The following is a 15,402-nucleotide window of genomic DNA, read 5'->3' on the forward strand; positions in this document are numbered from 1 at the left end:
GGTGGGAATGATGTATTTATCGTTAAAATATAAATATCTTATTCTTACCCTTGTTGTATTTATTTTGCCCTATTTTATAATGACCATAATTTATATAAATAATGTTGGCGAGTATCAAAAGAAGCTTTTAATAGAAACAAGACTAGAGGTATTAAAAAAGATTCATTATTTTAATTCGTCTTTTGAAAGTAATCAAGCAAGCACAAAAGTATATCATGAAGTGTTAAATTCAATTTGGGGCAGCTACTCTGATTTTCTTTTATTAACAGAGCAAAAGGATATAAAATTCAGCACGAATTCCCATATATCAGCGCATGAGGAGTATTTTCGTAAATTGGAGCCTCAGAAAACCAATTACTATAAAATTGATTATTTGAATGTAGAACGAATTCTAATGTATTCATTTGATTCCTTTAATAATTGTTACTATGTTGTCATTGCTACGTCTGATTCCATTTTTAAAGAGGTGAATAATAAAAAGGAGGATTTAATGGCTTTTGCAATTGCCTCCACCTTACTGCTAACCATCATTACTTTTTTATATTCCAATAAAATTAGCACAACTTTGCAAATGCTTATTGAGCGTATAACATCTTATAGAAAATCAGTTTATCATTTTGAAGATAAAGAGAAGAAGCCCGCTTGGATTAATGATGAGTTGGATATTGCCAATCAAGAATTAAACCAAACCATTGCTTATATGGTAGAAAAGGAAAAAGGCTATGTTCGAGAAAACTATGAAGCGCAATTGAATAATTTACAAAGCCAAATTAATCCGCATTTTCTTTACAATACTTTAGACAATATTAATCAGTTAGCCATGATTCATGAGGTTGAGGAAATCTCTACATTGAGCGTTGGACTAGCAAAGCTTTTTAGATATAATACGGGCAACAGCGAAAATGAAACAACCATTGAAAAAGAGCTAGAGATTATTGAAGAATACATTAATATTATGAAAATAAGAGTTTCTTATTTAGTATTTGACATTCAAATAGAAGAAAACGATTTATTACAAAATGCTATTTTAAAATTTACACTACAGCCAATTGTAGAAAATATTTTTAAGCATGGTTACAGCCATAAAGAGTCTCTATCAATAAATATCAGAATTTATCGAAAAAAGAATGATGTAATAATTGAAACTTATAATAAGAGCGAATATAAGGATATGGCTAAAATAGCGATGCTAAATGACAAAATAAATGAAGAAAATCATGAGGGCAGCATTGGTTTAAAAAATGTAAATAGACGTTTAAAGATAAAATATGGAGAAGCATATGGTGTAACGGTGCTAGTCAATGAGCAACAATATTTTGTGTCGAGAATTCTGTTACCATATAAGAAATAATGTCTTCTAACAGTGAGGTGAGCTCTATGAATCTATTTATTGTAGAGGATGAAAACTTTATTAGAGAGGGTTTAAGCTTTTTTATCAACAGAAATTTTATAGAATCCTTACATGTTTATTCTTATACAACAGGAGAGGATATGCTGCTGGCAGCTAAAGAGATTGCTCCTGACATCGTTTTATCGGATATTAATTTACCCGGTATGAGTGGAATAGAAGCTGTTCAAGAACTAAAAAAGTTCCATCAATTTAAGGTAATTTTTCTATCTGGCTATGATGACTTTCAATATTTACAAAGTGCTATTCAAATTGGTGCTGAGGATTACATTTTAAAGCCGATTGATTATAAAAACCTAAAGCTAAAGCTATCACAAACGATGGAAGCATTGAGCATGAAAAAACAAGTAGATTATGCCATTAAATATAATCAATTATTAAATTTACTATTGGCCTTTGATCAACAAATGACAGATAGTAGTATCTATTCATTTGAATACTTTATGATTAGCATCAATCAAACAAAAAATAGCGGAATTTCATATGCTCATGAGCTATTTTATTTTAATATTTTTGGGGAACACATTGAGATTATGAATACCGATTTTGTATTGTCATATGGTCAGGACAAGCATATCGTTCTGCAAAAAAATAACTTACATGATTTAAATCAAGCCGTGCTGGAGCTACTATTAAAGAGGCATCTAACTACTGGTGGCACTATGCTAAACAAAAGAAAATCTATTTTTGATAATCAAATCTTTACAGATGAATTAAAATTACAAGAATTTATGGCGGTTTTACAAAATACAAAAATAGATTTTCAGCAAAGATTAGAGATCATGATTATGTTCTTATTGCAATATAGTATCTATTTTAATTGTTTGGAAACGTATCACAGCGCTCAAAAAATTATTGGTATCCAACATCAAATGATTAAAGAAGACAATTTATCGAAAATAGTAAATAGCTATATCATACCACTCGTCGATAAAATACTTAATTTACATGGCAATAGGGATGATTTAGGTAAAAAAATAGTTGATTATATTTATACACATTTTGATGATCCACAGCTGGATTTGAATTATTTATCAGGCATTTTTAATAAAAGCCAAGCAAATTTAAGTATATTAATTAAAAAAAGCATTGATAAAAATTTCATCCACCTATTAAATGAGCTTAGAATTAACAAGGCGAAGCAGCTTTTAGTTCATAGTGATAAGAGAAATAATGAAATTGCTTCGTTAGTGGGCTATAGTAATGAAGAGTATTTTAGTAAAGTATTTAAAAAATATGTTGGTATGACGCCTGCAAAATATCGAACGATTTAAATAGTAAATGGATTTTGATAAAATAAGTTATAGAGGGGATGAGTAATAGCATCTTCAACAAAGTCTTTACAGTAGAGTCTATACTAGGCGTGGTCTTTATTAACGAAGTAGATCAGAAAGAGCTTTAACTTTAGTCATATTGACAGTAAGAAATCTTTGCAGTAAATTAAAAGAAATTGGATAAAGCATTAGGTGCCCATAATGGGAGAATAGGGAATAAAGTGAAAAGCTTTAGCGGACCCGCCACTGTATAAGGGAATTTCATGGTGAATGCCACTAGTATATTGCTGGGAAGGTACTATGGAATGTTGAACTTGAGCCAGGAGACCTGCCTATTTGCTTCGAGAGAATATAGATGATGGAAAAGTCTGTAGTTTATTTGTCATGACAAATAAACTACAGACTTTTTATATTGTCTTACAGGAGAGGAGAAATAAGGATGAATGTATTACAAGAAACGATTCAACATATCCAAAGTGCTAATAAGGAGATGATGGAGCAGGCAAGAAAGCGGGTAGATGCACTCTGTAAGCCTCCTGGTAGCTTAGGAAAACTGGAGTCAATTGCGGTGCAGCTTGCTGGTATAACAGGGCAGTTATTGCCGATGATTGACAAAAAGGTGATGATTGTTTGTGCAGCAGATCATGGTGTTTATGAGGAAGGTGTCACACCCAATCCACAGGATGTTACGTTGTTTCAAACATTAAACTTTTCGAAAGGTGGTACAGGAGTTTGTGCGATTGCCCATATAACGAATGCCAAGGTTGTAACAGTAGATGTTGGCGTCAAAGGAGATATTCTGCCTGATGCGGGTATTATTATCCATAAAATTAAACACGGCACTGCTAATATGGCAAAAGGTCCTGCCATGTCCAGAGAGGAAGCGATTCAATCAATTGAAGTAGGAATTCATGTGGCAACGGCAGAAATAGCACAGGGAGCCCATGTATTGGGGACAGGAGAAATGGGTATCGGAAATACAACACCAAGCGCTGCTATATTAGCTGTTTTGACAGGCTGTGATCCTCTTGATGTCACAGGGCTTGGGGCAGGAGTTGGTAAAGGGGGCATTGAACATAAAGCGGCTGTTATTAAAAAGGCGATTGCCATTAATCAACCAAATCCTAAAGATATAATTGATGTACTGGCTAAGGTTGGAGGGCTGGAGATAGGAGCGATGGCTGGTATTATCCTTGCTGCTGCTGCTCATCGCAAGCCTGTTGTTATTGATGGTTTTATTTCGACCATTGCTGCACTTATTGCTTACAAGCTTGAACCGAAAGTAAAGGAGTATATGATTCCTTCTCATGCTTCAGAGGAACCGGGAGCTAGAATTGCCGCTGAATTGCTTGGTGTTGAGCCGATGTTACATATGAATATGCGCTTGGGAGAGGGCTCTGGTGCAGCCTTAGCCTTTCCTATTTTAGACGCGGCTTGCTCGATGATAAAAAATATGGTGACACTAGAGCAATCGATGAATCTTTTAGCCGAGCGGTAAAATTAGAAAAACCAAACAATGTGTTAGGACATCGTTTGGTTTTTTATTAGCGGCGGATAGCATTTTCAAAGTGACGGATAGAAGCTGAAATGATGGATAGCCCCTCAAAAGTGATGGATAGAGCCTCTAAAATAATGGATAGTACCCTCCAAGTAACGGATAGCCCCGCCGAAACTAATGAAGAAATTCTTTTTTAGGCAAACTATGCTCGGTTTAATTTTCGCAAAGGTAGACGCCATTTCATTAAATAGGAAAGAATACGTAACATCGTGATGACAGCAAATAAAATATAGAGAAATAAATCGCCTGAAAAAATATTAAGACCAATGACGAGTCCCGCTAACGCAGCCCACACACCATAAATTTCATCACGTAGCACGAGCGGTTTACGTCGTGCTAATAAATCACGCACAATGCCTCCACCTGAGCCTGTTAGGACAGCAGCGACAATAACAGCACTAATCGGCATATCGAGTTTGACTGCATACAGTGCACCTTGGATCGCAAAGGCAGATAAACCAATGGCATCTGTGAAATTGCCCCAGCGATGCCAGTGCTGGATCAGATGATGTGGAAAAATAAAAAAGATTGTAATGGCAGCGAGTGCAATTTGAAACATCATATCCTGTCCCCATAATGTTGTAACAGGCAGTCCAATCAGTAAATTTCGAATAGCTCCGCCACCAAAGGCTGTCACAATTCCTAATATATAAACGCCAAATAAATCGTATTCTTCTTCCATCGCAATAATTGCCCCTGAAATAGCAAAGGCAATTGTTCCAATAATACTAAAAACCTCCCAAGCCATTTCTATCATCCCTTCTAAATTAACAAAATCTATGAATTTTCTAGCAAAATTTTATTGCTAAATAGTCCGCACATTAGCTTAGCGCAAATTACACTAAGAAACAATAGGCAAGTTTTGCAGGTAGACAAACAAATTGTTAAGATAATATTGAAATAAAGTAAAACATCCGTCAGCGTAAATATACGGGACAACTGTGAAATGGAGAAGAAAAGAATGACGTTTACGACAAATTTATCAGCACAAACGCTAGCATTAGCGGCAAAAATAGAGGAGAAAGTTCGACCTTATCATGCAAAAGTGGAAGAAATGGCATTTTATAATCAACAAAAAGTGCTAGCAGCTTTTCGTAAGCATCAGGTGAGCGACTACCATTTACATCCGTCAAATGGCTATGGCTATGACGATGAGGGACGCGATAATTTAGAGCGTGTTTATGCGGAGGTGTTTGGCGCAGAGGCTGCCATTGTACGACCACAAATTATTTCAGGAACACATGCGATTACGCTTAGCCTATTCGGTGTGCTAAGACCTGGTGATGAGCTGCTTTATATTTCAGGTCAGCCATATGATACATTGCAAGCCATTGTCGATGGTGGTGACCAGGATACTGGCTCATTAAAGGATTACAAAATTGGCTACCGACATGTGGATTTACTGAACAATCAAGCCATTGATTGGAACGGAGTAGCAGCAGCCATTACAGAGCATACAAAAATGATTGCGATTCAACGTTCGAAAGGCTATGCAACACGTCCATCGTTTACAATTGCTGAGATTACGGATATGTGTGCGAAAGTGCGTAAATTAGCACCAAAAGCTGTTATTTTTGTTGATAATTGCTATGGTGAATTTGTAGAGGCGCAGGAGCCAACAGAGGTTGGAGCAGATTTAATGGCAGGCTCACTTATTAAAAATCCAGGTGGTGGCTTGGCGAAAATCGGTGGCTATATTGCAGGACGTGCAGATTTAGTGGAAAAATGTGCTTATCGTATGACTTCTCCAGGCATCGGAGCCGAGGCAGGTGCAACGTTACATACATTGGCTGACTTTTATCAAGGGTTTTTCCTTGCTCCACATGTTGTATCACAAGCATTAAAGGGAGCGATCTTTACAGCAGCAATGCTCGAGGAAGTAGGGATGAGCACTTTGCCAAGCTATAAGGCCAGTCGCACTGATTTAATTCAATCTGTTTCATTCCAAACAGCGGAGCAAATGATTGCCTTTTGTCGTGAAATACAAGCGAACTCACCGATTAATGCCCATTATGCTCCTGAGCCAGCTTATATGCCAGGCTATGAGGATGATGTCATTATGGCGGCAGGCACATTTATCCAGGGCTCCAGCATTGAGCTGACAGCAGATGGTCCTATACGTCCACCGTTTACAGCCTTTATTCAGGGGGGCTTAACATATGAGCATGTGAAATTTGCTATTTGTAGTGCTGTGCAGGCGATTCAAAAATAATAGATGATGCACATAAATTTGAAGAGTTTTTTACAATTTTTCATCGGTTTAAAAAAATATAACTAACCATGTAAGATAAACTCACATGATTGGTTGACAGTGCAAAAATTTCGTTATATGATTAGCGGGTATTGGAGGAGGACTTAAATGAGTCGTGAAATTAGACGAACTATGCCGTTATTATCGATGAGTATTGTGATGCAATTAACAGAACTTTCGGCACGACAAATTCGTTATTATGAGGAACACCATTTAATTGAGCCGCACCGAACAGAGGGCAACCGTCGAATGTTTTCATTAAATGATGTCGACACATTGCTTGAAATTAAAGATTACTTAGAGCAGGGTATGAATATGGCGAAGATAAAAAAAATATTTGCTAAAAAGAATGACCCTGTTGCCATTATTGATGAACAAGATTTAAGTGATTCAGAATTACGCAAGATTATGCGTGAAGAAGTGCGTCAAGCACAGCGCATGCAAAAATCATCCATCCGACGTGGGGATTTATCTCGTTTCTATTAATGACATAGGGCGAGTAAACATACAAGCTAGACAAATTATAGGAGTGTGGAAAACTGTGGGGAAATATACAAAAGAGGACATTAAACGTCTTATCGAAGAAAAACACGTAAGCTTTATTCGTTTACAATTTACAGATATTCTTGGCACAATCAAAAATGTTGAGATTCCTGTAAGTCAATTAGACAAAGCACTAGACAACAAAATGATGTTTGATGGTTCATCTATTGAAGGCTTCGTTCGTATTGAAGAATCAGATATGTATTTATATCCAGATCTTGATTCTTTCGTAGTGTTTCCTTGGACTTCTGAAAAAGGAAAAGTGGCACGCTTTATTTGTGATGTATACACAGCTAAAGGCGAACCGTTTGCTGGTGACCCACGTAATAACCTAAAACGAATCCTTAAAAAAATGGAGGAAATGGGCTTCTCAAGCTTCAATTTGGGACCTGAGCCAGAATTCTTCTTATTCAAATTAGATGCAAAAGGCGAGCCAACATTAGAAGTAAATGACCATGGTGGCTACTTCGATTTAGCGCCAACAGATCTTGGTGAAAACTGTCGTCGTGATATCGTATTAGAGCTGGAAGAAATGGGCTTTGAAATCGAAGCATCTCACCATGAGGTGGCGCCTGGGCAACATGAAATTGACTTTAAATATGCAGATGCTATAACAGCCTGTGACAATATCCAAACATTTAAGCTTGTGGTAAAAACAATTGCACGTAAACATGGCTTACACGCTACATTTATGCCCAAGCCTTTATTTGGTGAAGCTGGTTCTGGTATGCATTTTAACGTATCACTATTTAGAGGCAAAGAAAATGCATTCTATGACGAGTCTACTGAGTTAGGGCTTTCTGAAACAGCGATGCAGTTTATGGCAGGGGTTCTTGCACATGTACAAGGCTTCACGGCTGTCACAAATCCAACAGTTAACTCTTATAAACGTCTAGTACCTGGCTATGAAGCACCATGTTATGTAGCATGGTCTGCACAAAACCGTTCACCATTGATTCGTATTCCATCAGCGCGTGGCCTTTCTACTCGTGTAGAGGTACGTTCTGTGGACCCAGCTGCAAATCCGTATTTAGCGATGGCTGTTATTTTAGAGGCGGGTCTGGAAGGTATCCGAGGGCAATTAACACCACCAGCAGCGATTAACCGCAATATTTATGTAATGTCAGAAGAAGAGCGTAAAGCGAATGGCATTGAAAACCTACCACCAGCACTGGATGATGCTTTAACATTACTTGCAAAAGATAAAGTAGCACAAGCAGCTTTAGGTGAGCATATTTACGCAAACTTTAAAGAAGCAAAAGAAATTGAATTCGATATGTACCGCACAACTGTCCATCAATGGGAGCGCGATCAGTATTTAAAAATGTTTTAATTGTAAGAAGGATGTCTCAAATGATTTTGAGGCATCTTTTCTATTAGGTACGCCCCGAAAGTATAAATATTTTGAGAATTATATAGGGATAAAGTTCAATAAAGGTCTATTTATCTTGATCCTTTACTACGATATCTATTTATACTATGATATAGCTATAGAGACTAGATAGAAAGGAGTATACTTATGACAGATCGCGAACTACTTGAATTACTAGTACAAAAAGTAACAGGCATGGAAACAGATATGCAAGGTATGAAAATAGATATGCAGGGTATGAAAACAGATATGCAAGGCATGAAAACAGATATGCAAGGTATGAAAACAGATATTCAAGATATGAAAGTGGATATTCAAGGCATAGAAACAGAAATGCAAGGTATGAAGGCAGATATTAAAGGCCTGAAAACAGATGTGCAAGGTATGAAAGTAGAAATGCAAGGAATGAAAGCGGACATCCGGGGAATAGAAACAGAAATCCAAGGAATGAAAGCGGATATCCGAGGCATAGAAACAGAAATCCAAGGAATGAAAGTAGAGATCCGAGGCATAGAAACAGAAATCCAAGGTATGAAAGCAGATATCCAAGATTTGAAGACTGAGCAAAAGAAAGCGAACGATCGCTTGGAGAGTATTGAGGCGAAACAATATATTGTCTATGAGCAAACAGGTAAATTGTCTGAATACCATAACGAAGCAATGGCTCGTTTCGAAGCTTTAGCAACTAAAGAGGATTTAGATTACTTTGATATAAAAATTTCAAAACATGAACGTGAAATTTTTCAATTAAAGAGAAGAGCATAAATCTGCTATGTGGGCGATTTAGCCTTAACTATAGAAAAAGACAAAAGTATGTAGAGATGCCTGCAAAAATAATGCTAGATTAGGCTTGTGTCAGCGTGAATTTAAAATTAAATGGTGATGATACAGCGTCTAGGATAGTGCCTAGCCGCTTTTTTATATGGATTAAACACGATGGGGTATTTTAGATAACCCCATCGTGTTTTTCATTAAAAGCCTCTAGGTCTATGATGACATGATGGTGTATGGCAGTGGTTATGTGGTGTGCCGCATAATGTGTGGTTTTCACAGCACTCATTGACAACAGATTCTGTATATGGGAAATAGTATTGGTGATCAATCATATGTTTGTTGACTGTTGTAATATGTGCAGGCTGTACATGTGGAACGACAGTATGAATATAATTCGTGCGAACATATTGTTCAGCTGGTAAAACTTGTGGTGGATCAAATTGCGTTGGCATCATTTGTGGTGGACAGCAATGTGGACCTTTTGCCGAATGGCGTCTTCGTTGAAACATGTTATTACCCCCTGTTTTGATAAGTTGTAGTTCATTATTAACATATGAGATAGCTGTGCAGAGGGTCTATTTATTTGCCTATTAAACAGTAGATCCATCTCACAAACCACAAAAATAATAGAAATTTAGCATCAACTTTACATATGCCTATTCCACGGGCGAGAGAAATTTACCAAAAAACTTTTATGACTAACTTTATACTATATTTCACTAAAAATAGGGGAATACTGTTGTATAAGCAGATAGTCTTAAACTTGAAGTAGCAGTATTTCTTTTGCATAAATATTCAAAAAAATGTTAGGTTGAACCGACCTTATGATAGCGTTTACAATGGTTTTATAAAGTGAATTTGTTATAAAAACATGAATGAAGTTATTTTTTTCTGGATGAATCATCAAACTTCAAAGTTTTTGTAAAAGTCCTATAATAGCAGGGGGAGTGTCATATTGAATAAAAGATGATAATTAAACTAATATTTTGTGTAACGACTAAAGAGGTATGTTTAGGCAATTCGTAATACGTATGAGAAATCTAATGATAGAATAGCCGTTTTACATACATATAGGGAAATGATGATTGTTTATAAAAAATTGTACTAGTGAAAAAAGAAATGAGGTTTTATCAAAAAATGAAAAAGTATGCTACTTCCACGTATTTTTATTTTATTATTCCATCTTTAATCGGAGTATTTTTATTTATGACACCGATTTTAACAGAAGAGGGCTGGAAAGTACCAATTGCTATTTTAGCTAATCAATTTGCAAGTATTGTTGCATCTATTATTAGTTATTTTACAATTATAATGTTTGCCATTTCTGCACTTGGAGCACTTATCGCTAAAGTTATTCCTCGTAAAAATACGAAAGAGCCAAGTATTTTAGATACACTATTTTATGTCAATTGGTTTTGGACGATTGCGCGCTGCCTTGGTTTAGTGTTTGCCTCAATGGTGGTCTTTACCTTCGGGCCTGCTGCCATTAACAATGAAAATACGGGTGGACTACTAATGGATCCAAATGGGGGACTTGTGACATTTTTATTTACCATTTTCTTATTTGCAGGGTTCCTATTACCTTTTTTAACAAACTTCGGACTGCTTGAATTTTTTGGTACAATGATGGTTCGCATTATGCGTCCGTTGTTTAAAAGTCCAGGGCGTTCGTCCATAGACGCTCTTACATCATGGGTTGGCGATGGTACAATTGGTGTGTTAATGACAAGTAAGCAATATGAGATGGGGAACTATACGAAAAAAGAAGCGGCTATTATTGCAACGAGCTTCTCTGTTGTGTCCATTACATTTTGTATTGTTGTATTGGAGACGGTAAATTTAGCACGCTACTTTATTCCATATTATTTAACAGTTGTTCTTTGTGGTATTGTGCTAGCAATTATTATGCCACGAATTTATCCACTGGCTAAAAAAGAAGATACTTATATAGATGGTACGCCAGTAGACTATTCGCGTGAGGAATTACCAAAAGGCTATAATGCTGTATCACATGGCTTAGAAAATGCACTTGCTGTTGCACATGAAAACCGTGATCCACGCCAATTTTTAAAGGATGGCTCAAGAAATGTTGTTGATTTATGGATTGGTGTGGCACCGATTGTAATGGCTTTCGGTACAATTGCATTAATGCTAGCTGAGTTTACAAATATTTTTTCAATCCTAGGGAAGCCATTTGAGCCGATTTTAACAGTGCTTGGTTTACCTGAAGCCGCAGAGGCAGCGCAAACAATGGTTGTAGGATTTGCTGATATGTTCCTTCCTTCTATTTTAGGTGCGGGCATTGAATCAGAAGTAACGAGGTTTGTGATTGCAGTTGTTTCAGTATCACAGCTAATTTATATGTCTGAGGTAGGTGGACTTATTTTAGGAACAAAAATCCCATTGAAATTTTTCGATCTCGTTATCTTATTTATCCTACGTACATTAATTTCATTGCCAATTGCAGCAATGGTTGGTCATTTAATTTTTTAACAAGTTATTGTCAAAAAAATATCAAGATATTACACTCTTATCCTTGTCTTTTATGTATATTCGGCTATAGATTAACTGAAATTTAAATAGTAAAATTAGGGTAAGAATTACTATAAATAGACAGGGAGGGTGTTGCTTATGCTAAAAAAATGGATTGCTATGTTTGTGGTAGTTTTGTTGTTATTCCCTGCGTTAGCCCCTTTGACATATGCCAGTGCACATGGAGACACGGCGGTTGCAACGATAAAAAAGCCACTGATTCAGAAAAAACCATATAGAACATTTGCGTCAGAATATGATATGAACTGGGAAATGGCATCTAAGAACTATGATCAATTTTATTTAGTGGGTCGTAAAGATAATAAAATTGTTGGTGGCTATGATACACGTAAAGGTCAATCTTTGTTTGATATTAAAATTGGTGTGTCTCAGACAACTGTTACAAAAAAGTATGGTACCCCAGTGAAAAACATTTTAAAGGGTAATACTAATTATACGCAGTCTTATACAGATGGGTTTGGTCACACGACACATGGTACATACTTAATAGATGGAAAATATGTAACGTTTTTCTATGATGTATATGCTAAAAATACAGTACGTTCGATTTTATGGGTAACAAAGGAAACTGAACTATCAAAAAATGGCTTCTACGCCCAAGCATCTAATGCACGTCGAGATAGCTTTGAGGAATTAATGGTCCATTTAATGAATCAAGCACGTGTTACAGAGGGAGTATCAGCACTTTCTTATGCATTGCAATATAATCAAATCGGACGTCTTCATAGTCGTGATATGATTAATAATAATTATTTTAGTCATACAAATCTTACAGGACAAGAGCCTTGGGATCGTATGAAGGCAGGTGGTATAAATTATTCCTATGCTGGTGAAAACATTGCGTATGGTCAATATAGTGCTATTTATGCCCATGAAGCATTGATGAACTCATCAGGACACCGTGCAAATATTTTAAAATCTGACTTTACCCATGCATTGGTAGGCGTGCAATTCTCGAATAAAAATATACCATACTATACAATTGGATTTTATGCACCATAATTTTACACTAAATAAAGCACAGGACTTGTTGAAGAAAGAAAAGGCTGTAAAGGAAAATGCCTTATTCTGATTCAATAGTTCGGTGCTTTTTTACTGAGCTTTTTGAGATAGTATCTTCCTTTAGATAGCAGCATACGTCTCTCTGAACTGATATAGTTGAATATTTAACTAATGACTTTTGGATTGTAAAGTATTTTTATTAAATGGCTAGATTTTTTTAATGATTGCTGTATAATTAGACGCAATATGAATAGTACCTTCGGGGTCGGGTGCAAATCCCAATCGGCGGTAAAGCCCGCGAGCTTTGATAAGCAGGATTCGGTGAAATTCCGAAGCCGACAGTAATAGTCTGGATGAGAGAAGGTAAGCAAAAAAGCGACAGAAATGTGGCTTTATTTGACGATGCTTATTTTGACCCCACAGTAAAATGTGGGGTCATTTTTTAATTAAATAAAGTCCTTCGGGGTCGGGTGCAAGTCCCAATCGGCGGTAAAGCCCGCGAGCTTTTGATAAGCAGGATTCGGTGAAATTCCGAAGCCGACAGTAACAGTCTGGATGAGAGAAGGTAGGCAAAAAAGCGACAGAAATGTGGCTTTATTTGACGATGCTAATTTTGACCCCACAGTAGAATGTGAGGTCATTTTTAATTGAATAAAAGTCCTTCGGGGTCGGGTGTAAGTCCCAATCGGCGGTAAAGCCCGCGAGCTTTTGATAAGCAGGATTCGGTGAGATTCCGAAGCCGACAGTAATAGTCTGGATGAGAGAAGGTAGGCAAAAAACTAGCGATTATGCTGGTTTATTTAGTGATGCCTTTTCCGTAAAAGCCCCTTATTTTAAGGCGGCTTTTTTATTTTTTTAAAGGAGGTGATGAAATGAATGACGAACAAATGATGCAATTTGCCTTAAATTTGGCGAAAGCAGGAAGTAATCAAACTTCTCCCAATCCACTAGTTGGTTGTGTTATCACAAAAAATCAGGAGATTATCGGCTTTGGCGCACATCTTAAAGCAGGTGAGGCACATGCCGAAATTAATGCGCTAAAAATTGCGGGGGAAAAAGCAAGGGGTGCGACGGTTTATGTCACACTTGAGCCTTGTAGTCATATTGGACAAACTGGTCCCTGTGTGGAGGCACTTATTCAGGCACAGGTAGGACATGTCTTTATTGCAACGCTTGACCCGAATCCACTTGTTGCTGGGCAAGGTGTTCGAAGGTTAAAGGAGGCGGGTATTACCGTAAGTGTAGGATTATGTGAGCATGAAGCAAGAGCATTAAATGAAGCATTTTTCTACTATATTTCGCAGCGCTTACCCTATGTGACATTAAAGCAAGCCATTTCACTAGATGGCAAAATTACTGCTGAAAAGGAGAAGCAAACAGCTATTACAGGTCGACAAGTTCAGGAGGATGTTCATAATGCACGTGCAATGCATGATGCTATTTTAGTTGGCTCAAACACTGTTTGTATTGATGATCCAAGTTTAACAAATCGGTTAGGTTCATCAAAGAAGCAGCCGATTCGAGTTGTGATTGATCGAGCTGGCAATGTTCCCAGTTCGGCGAAACTATTGAACGATAACGTAGCTCCGACATGGCTTTTTACAGCAAAGCCACGCGATTTTGCAAGTGCTCGTACATTTGTGCTGGAGGATTGTTCTTTGCATAATATTTTAAGAATACTAGCAGATGAGGGCATTATGACAGTATATGTTGAAGCTGGCTGTCAAATGGCGGATGCCTTTTTACAGCAACGACTTGTCCAAAAAATGATCCTATATATTGCTCCGAAATTATTGGGCGCTGAGGCACTGTCAATGGCAACGAAGGCTATACAAGGTGCATTTACATTTACGGGAGTTGAAAAAATAGGTGAGGATATTAAATTAACGCTAACGATGAAATGAGGCGAGTATTTGTTTACAGGAATTATTGAGGAGCTTGGGACGATTAAGCAAATAGCAAAAGGGCGAGAATCCGTTGTTTTGACGATTGGTGTACAAAAGATTACGCATGATTTGAACATTGGCGATAGCATTGCTGTTAACGGCGTATGTTTAACGGTCACAAGCTTTACCACTACGAAATTTACGGCTGACGTAATGCCAGAAACAGTACGTGCAACAGCCCTTTCGCAATTACAAATAGGTGCTGCGGTTAATATAGAGCGTGCCATGCTTGCCAATGGACGATTTGGCGGACATTTTGTATCAGGGCATATTGATGAAGTAGGAACGATTTTGCGTAAACGTCCGTTTGCCAATGCGGTTTATTTTGATATAAGAATTTCTCGAGAGGCGAGTGCATTATGCATACCCCGTGGCTCAATTGCGATTGATGGCATTAGCTTAACCATTTTTGATGTACAAAAAGAGCTTGTTACAGTATCTATTATTCCGCATACATTTAGTGAAACAACACTTGGTTTTAAGCGGGAAGGGGACGTTGTGAATATCGAAACAGATATGCTAGGAAAGTATATTGCGAAACAGTTACAGGCGAAATCAACAACATTAACAGCAGATTTTTTACAACAATATGGATTTTAAGGGGGGATACTATGTTTAACACTATTGAAGAGGCAGTAGCTGATTTAAAACAGGGAAAGGTAATTATTGTTGTCGATGATGAGAATCGTGAAAATGAAGGAGATTTTGTTGTATTAGCGGA

General features: G+C 37.1%; 14 protein-coding genes and 4 riboswitches. Of the genes, 12 read left to right on the forward strand and 2 right to left on the reverse strand.

What is annotated here, in order from left to right; all coding sequences use genetic code 11:
* Positions 1 to 7: 7 nt before the first annotated feature.
* The 3 genes from ADM90_RS05485 (at position 8) to cobT (ending at position 4,180) form a co-directional block, all read left to right on the forward strand.
* Positions 8 to 1,351 carry a sensor histidine kinase gene (locus tag ADM90_RS05485; protein WP_235473426.1) on the forward strand — a complete coding sequence of 448 codons (1,344 nt, stop codon included), beginning with the start codon at positions 8 to 10 and terminating at the stop codon, positions 1,349 to 1,351.
* A 26-nt stretch (positions 1,352 to 1,377) separates the two neighbouring features.
* The gene (locus ADM90_RS05490) at positions 1,378 to 2,682 is read left to right on the forward strand and encodes a response regulator (protein ID WP_053994025.1); all 1,305 of its coding nucleotides are present in this window, start codon (positions 1,378 to 1,380) and stop codon (positions 2,680 to 2,682) included.
* A gap of 173 nt (positions 2,683 to 2,855) precedes the next feature.
* A riboswitch (cobalamin riboswitch) is annotated at positions 2,856 to 3,032 on the forward strand.
* A gap of 89 nt (positions 3,033 to 3,121) precedes the next feature.
* The gene (gene cobT / locus ADM90_RS05495; protein WP_053994026.1) at positions 3,122 to 4,180 is read left to right on the forward strand and encodes a nicotinate-nucleotide--dimethylbenzimidazole phosphoribosyltransferase; all 1,059 of its coding nucleotides are present in this window, start codon (positions 3,122 to 3,124) and stop codon (positions 4,178 to 4,180) included.
* Between the two features lie 202 nt (positions 4,181 to 4,382).
* Here cobT and ADM90_RS05500 read toward each other — a convergent pair whose 3' ends face one another.
* Positions 4,383 to 4,988, reverse strand: coding sequence for a trimeric intracellular cation channel family protein (locus ADM90_RS05500; protein WP_053994027.1), 606 nt, complete (start codon positions 4,986 to 4,988; stop codon positions 4,383 to 4,385).
* 213 nt (positions 4,989 to 5,201) lie between these two features.
* Here ADM90_RS05500 and ADM90_RS05505 point away from each other — a divergent pair, with 213 nt between their 5' ends.
* The 4 genes from ADM90_RS05505 to ADM90_RS05520 all read left to right on the forward strand — a co-directional run bounded on the left by ADM90_RS05505 (position 5,202) and on the right by ADM90_RS05520 (position 9,171).
* Positions 5,202 to 6,452 (forward strand): methionine gamma-lyase family protein, encoded by a 1,251-nt coding sequence (locus ADM90_RS05505; RefSeq protein WP_053994028.1) that lies wholly within the window; start codon positions 5,202 to 5,204, stop codon positions 6,450 to 6,452.
* A 147-nt stretch (positions 6,453 to 6,599) separates the two neighbouring features.
* Positions 6,600 to 6,977 (forward strand): MerR family transcriptional regulator, encoded by a 378-nt coding sequence (locus tag ADM90_RS05510; RefSeq protein ID WP_053994029.1) that lies wholly within the window; start codon positions 6,600 to 6,602, stop codon positions 6,975 to 6,977.
* 55 nt (positions 6,978 to 7,032) lie between these two features.
* A complete protein-coding gene (gene glnA / locus ADM90_RS05515; protein WP_053994030.1) occupies positions 7,033 to 8,367 on the forward strand; it encodes a type I glutamate--ammonia ligase in 1,335 nt (444 codons plus the stop codon).
* A gap of 186 nt (positions 8,368 to 8,553) precedes the next feature.
* Positions 8,554 to 9,171, forward strand: a complete 618-nt coding sequence (locus tag ADM90_RS05520) for a coiled-coil domain-containing protein (protein WP_053994031.1) — start codon at positions 8,554 to 8,556, stop codon at positions 9,169 to 9,171.
* A 206-nt stretch (positions 9,172 to 9,377) separates the two neighbouring features.
* Here ADM90_RS05520 and ADM90_RS05525 read toward each other — a convergent pair whose 3' ends face one another.
* Positions 9,378 to 9,689 carry a CotD family spore coat protein gene (locus ADM90_RS05525; RefSeq protein WP_053994032.1) on the reverse strand — a complete coding sequence of 104 codons (312 nt, stop codon included), beginning with the start codon at positions 9,687 to 9,689 and terminating at the stop codon, positions 9,378 to 9,380.
* Positions 9,690 to 10,317: 628 nt separating this feature from the next.
* Here ADM90_RS05525 and ADM90_RS05530 point away from each other — a divergent pair.
* The 5 genes from ADM90_RS05530 to ADM90_RS23705 form a co-directional block, all read left to right on the forward strand.
* Positions 10,318 to 11,673, forward strand: coding sequence for a YjiH family protein (locus ADM90_RS05530; protein WP_053994033.1), 1,356 nt, complete (start codon positions 10,318 to 10,320; stop codon positions 11,671 to 11,673).
* Between the two features lie 138 nt (positions 11,674 to 11,811).
* A complete protein-coding gene (locus ADM90_RS05535) occupies positions 11,812 to 12,735 on the forward strand; it encodes a CAP domain-containing protein (protein ID WP_053994034.1) in 924 nt (307 codons plus the stop codon).
* A 251-nt stretch (positions 12,736 to 12,986) separates the two neighbouring features.
* Positions 12,987 to 13,104, forward strand: a riboswitch (FMN riboswitch).
* Between the two features lie 83 nt (positions 13,105 to 13,187).
* A riboswitch (FMN riboswitch) is annotated at positions 13,188 to 13,306 on the forward strand.
* An 83-nt stretch (positions 13,307 to 13,389) separates the two neighbouring features.
* Positions 13,390 to 13,508, forward strand: a riboswitch (FMN riboswitch).
* 99 nt (positions 13,509 to 13,607) lie between these two features.
* Positions 13,608 to 14,639, forward strand: coding sequence for a bifunctional diaminohydroxyphosphoribosylaminopyrimidine deaminase/5-amino-6-(5-phosphoribosylamino)uracil reductase RibD (gene ribD / locus ADM90_RS05540; protein ID WP_053994035.1), 1,032 nt, complete (start codon positions 13,608 to 13,610; stop codon positions 14,637 to 14,639).
* A gap of 9 nt (positions 14,640 to 14,648) precedes the next feature.
* Positions 14,649 to 15,281, forward strand: coding sequence for a riboflavin synthase (gene ribE, locus ADM90_RS05545; protein WP_053994036.1), 633 nt, complete (start codon positions 14,649 to 14,651; stop codon positions 15,279 to 15,281).
* Between the two features lie 11 nt (positions 15,282 to 15,292).
* Positions 15,293 to 15,402: 3,4-dihydroxy-2-butanone-4-phosphate synthase (locus tag ADM90_RS23705; protein WP_152927996.1), on the forward strand; the 110-nt coding region annotated here is incomplete at its 3' end.

The organism is Lysinibacillus macroides (assembly GCF_001281525.1).
Classification (GTDB): domain Bacteria; phylum Bacillota; class Bacilli; order Bacillales_A; family Planococcaceae; genus Lysinibacillus; species Lysinibacillus macroides.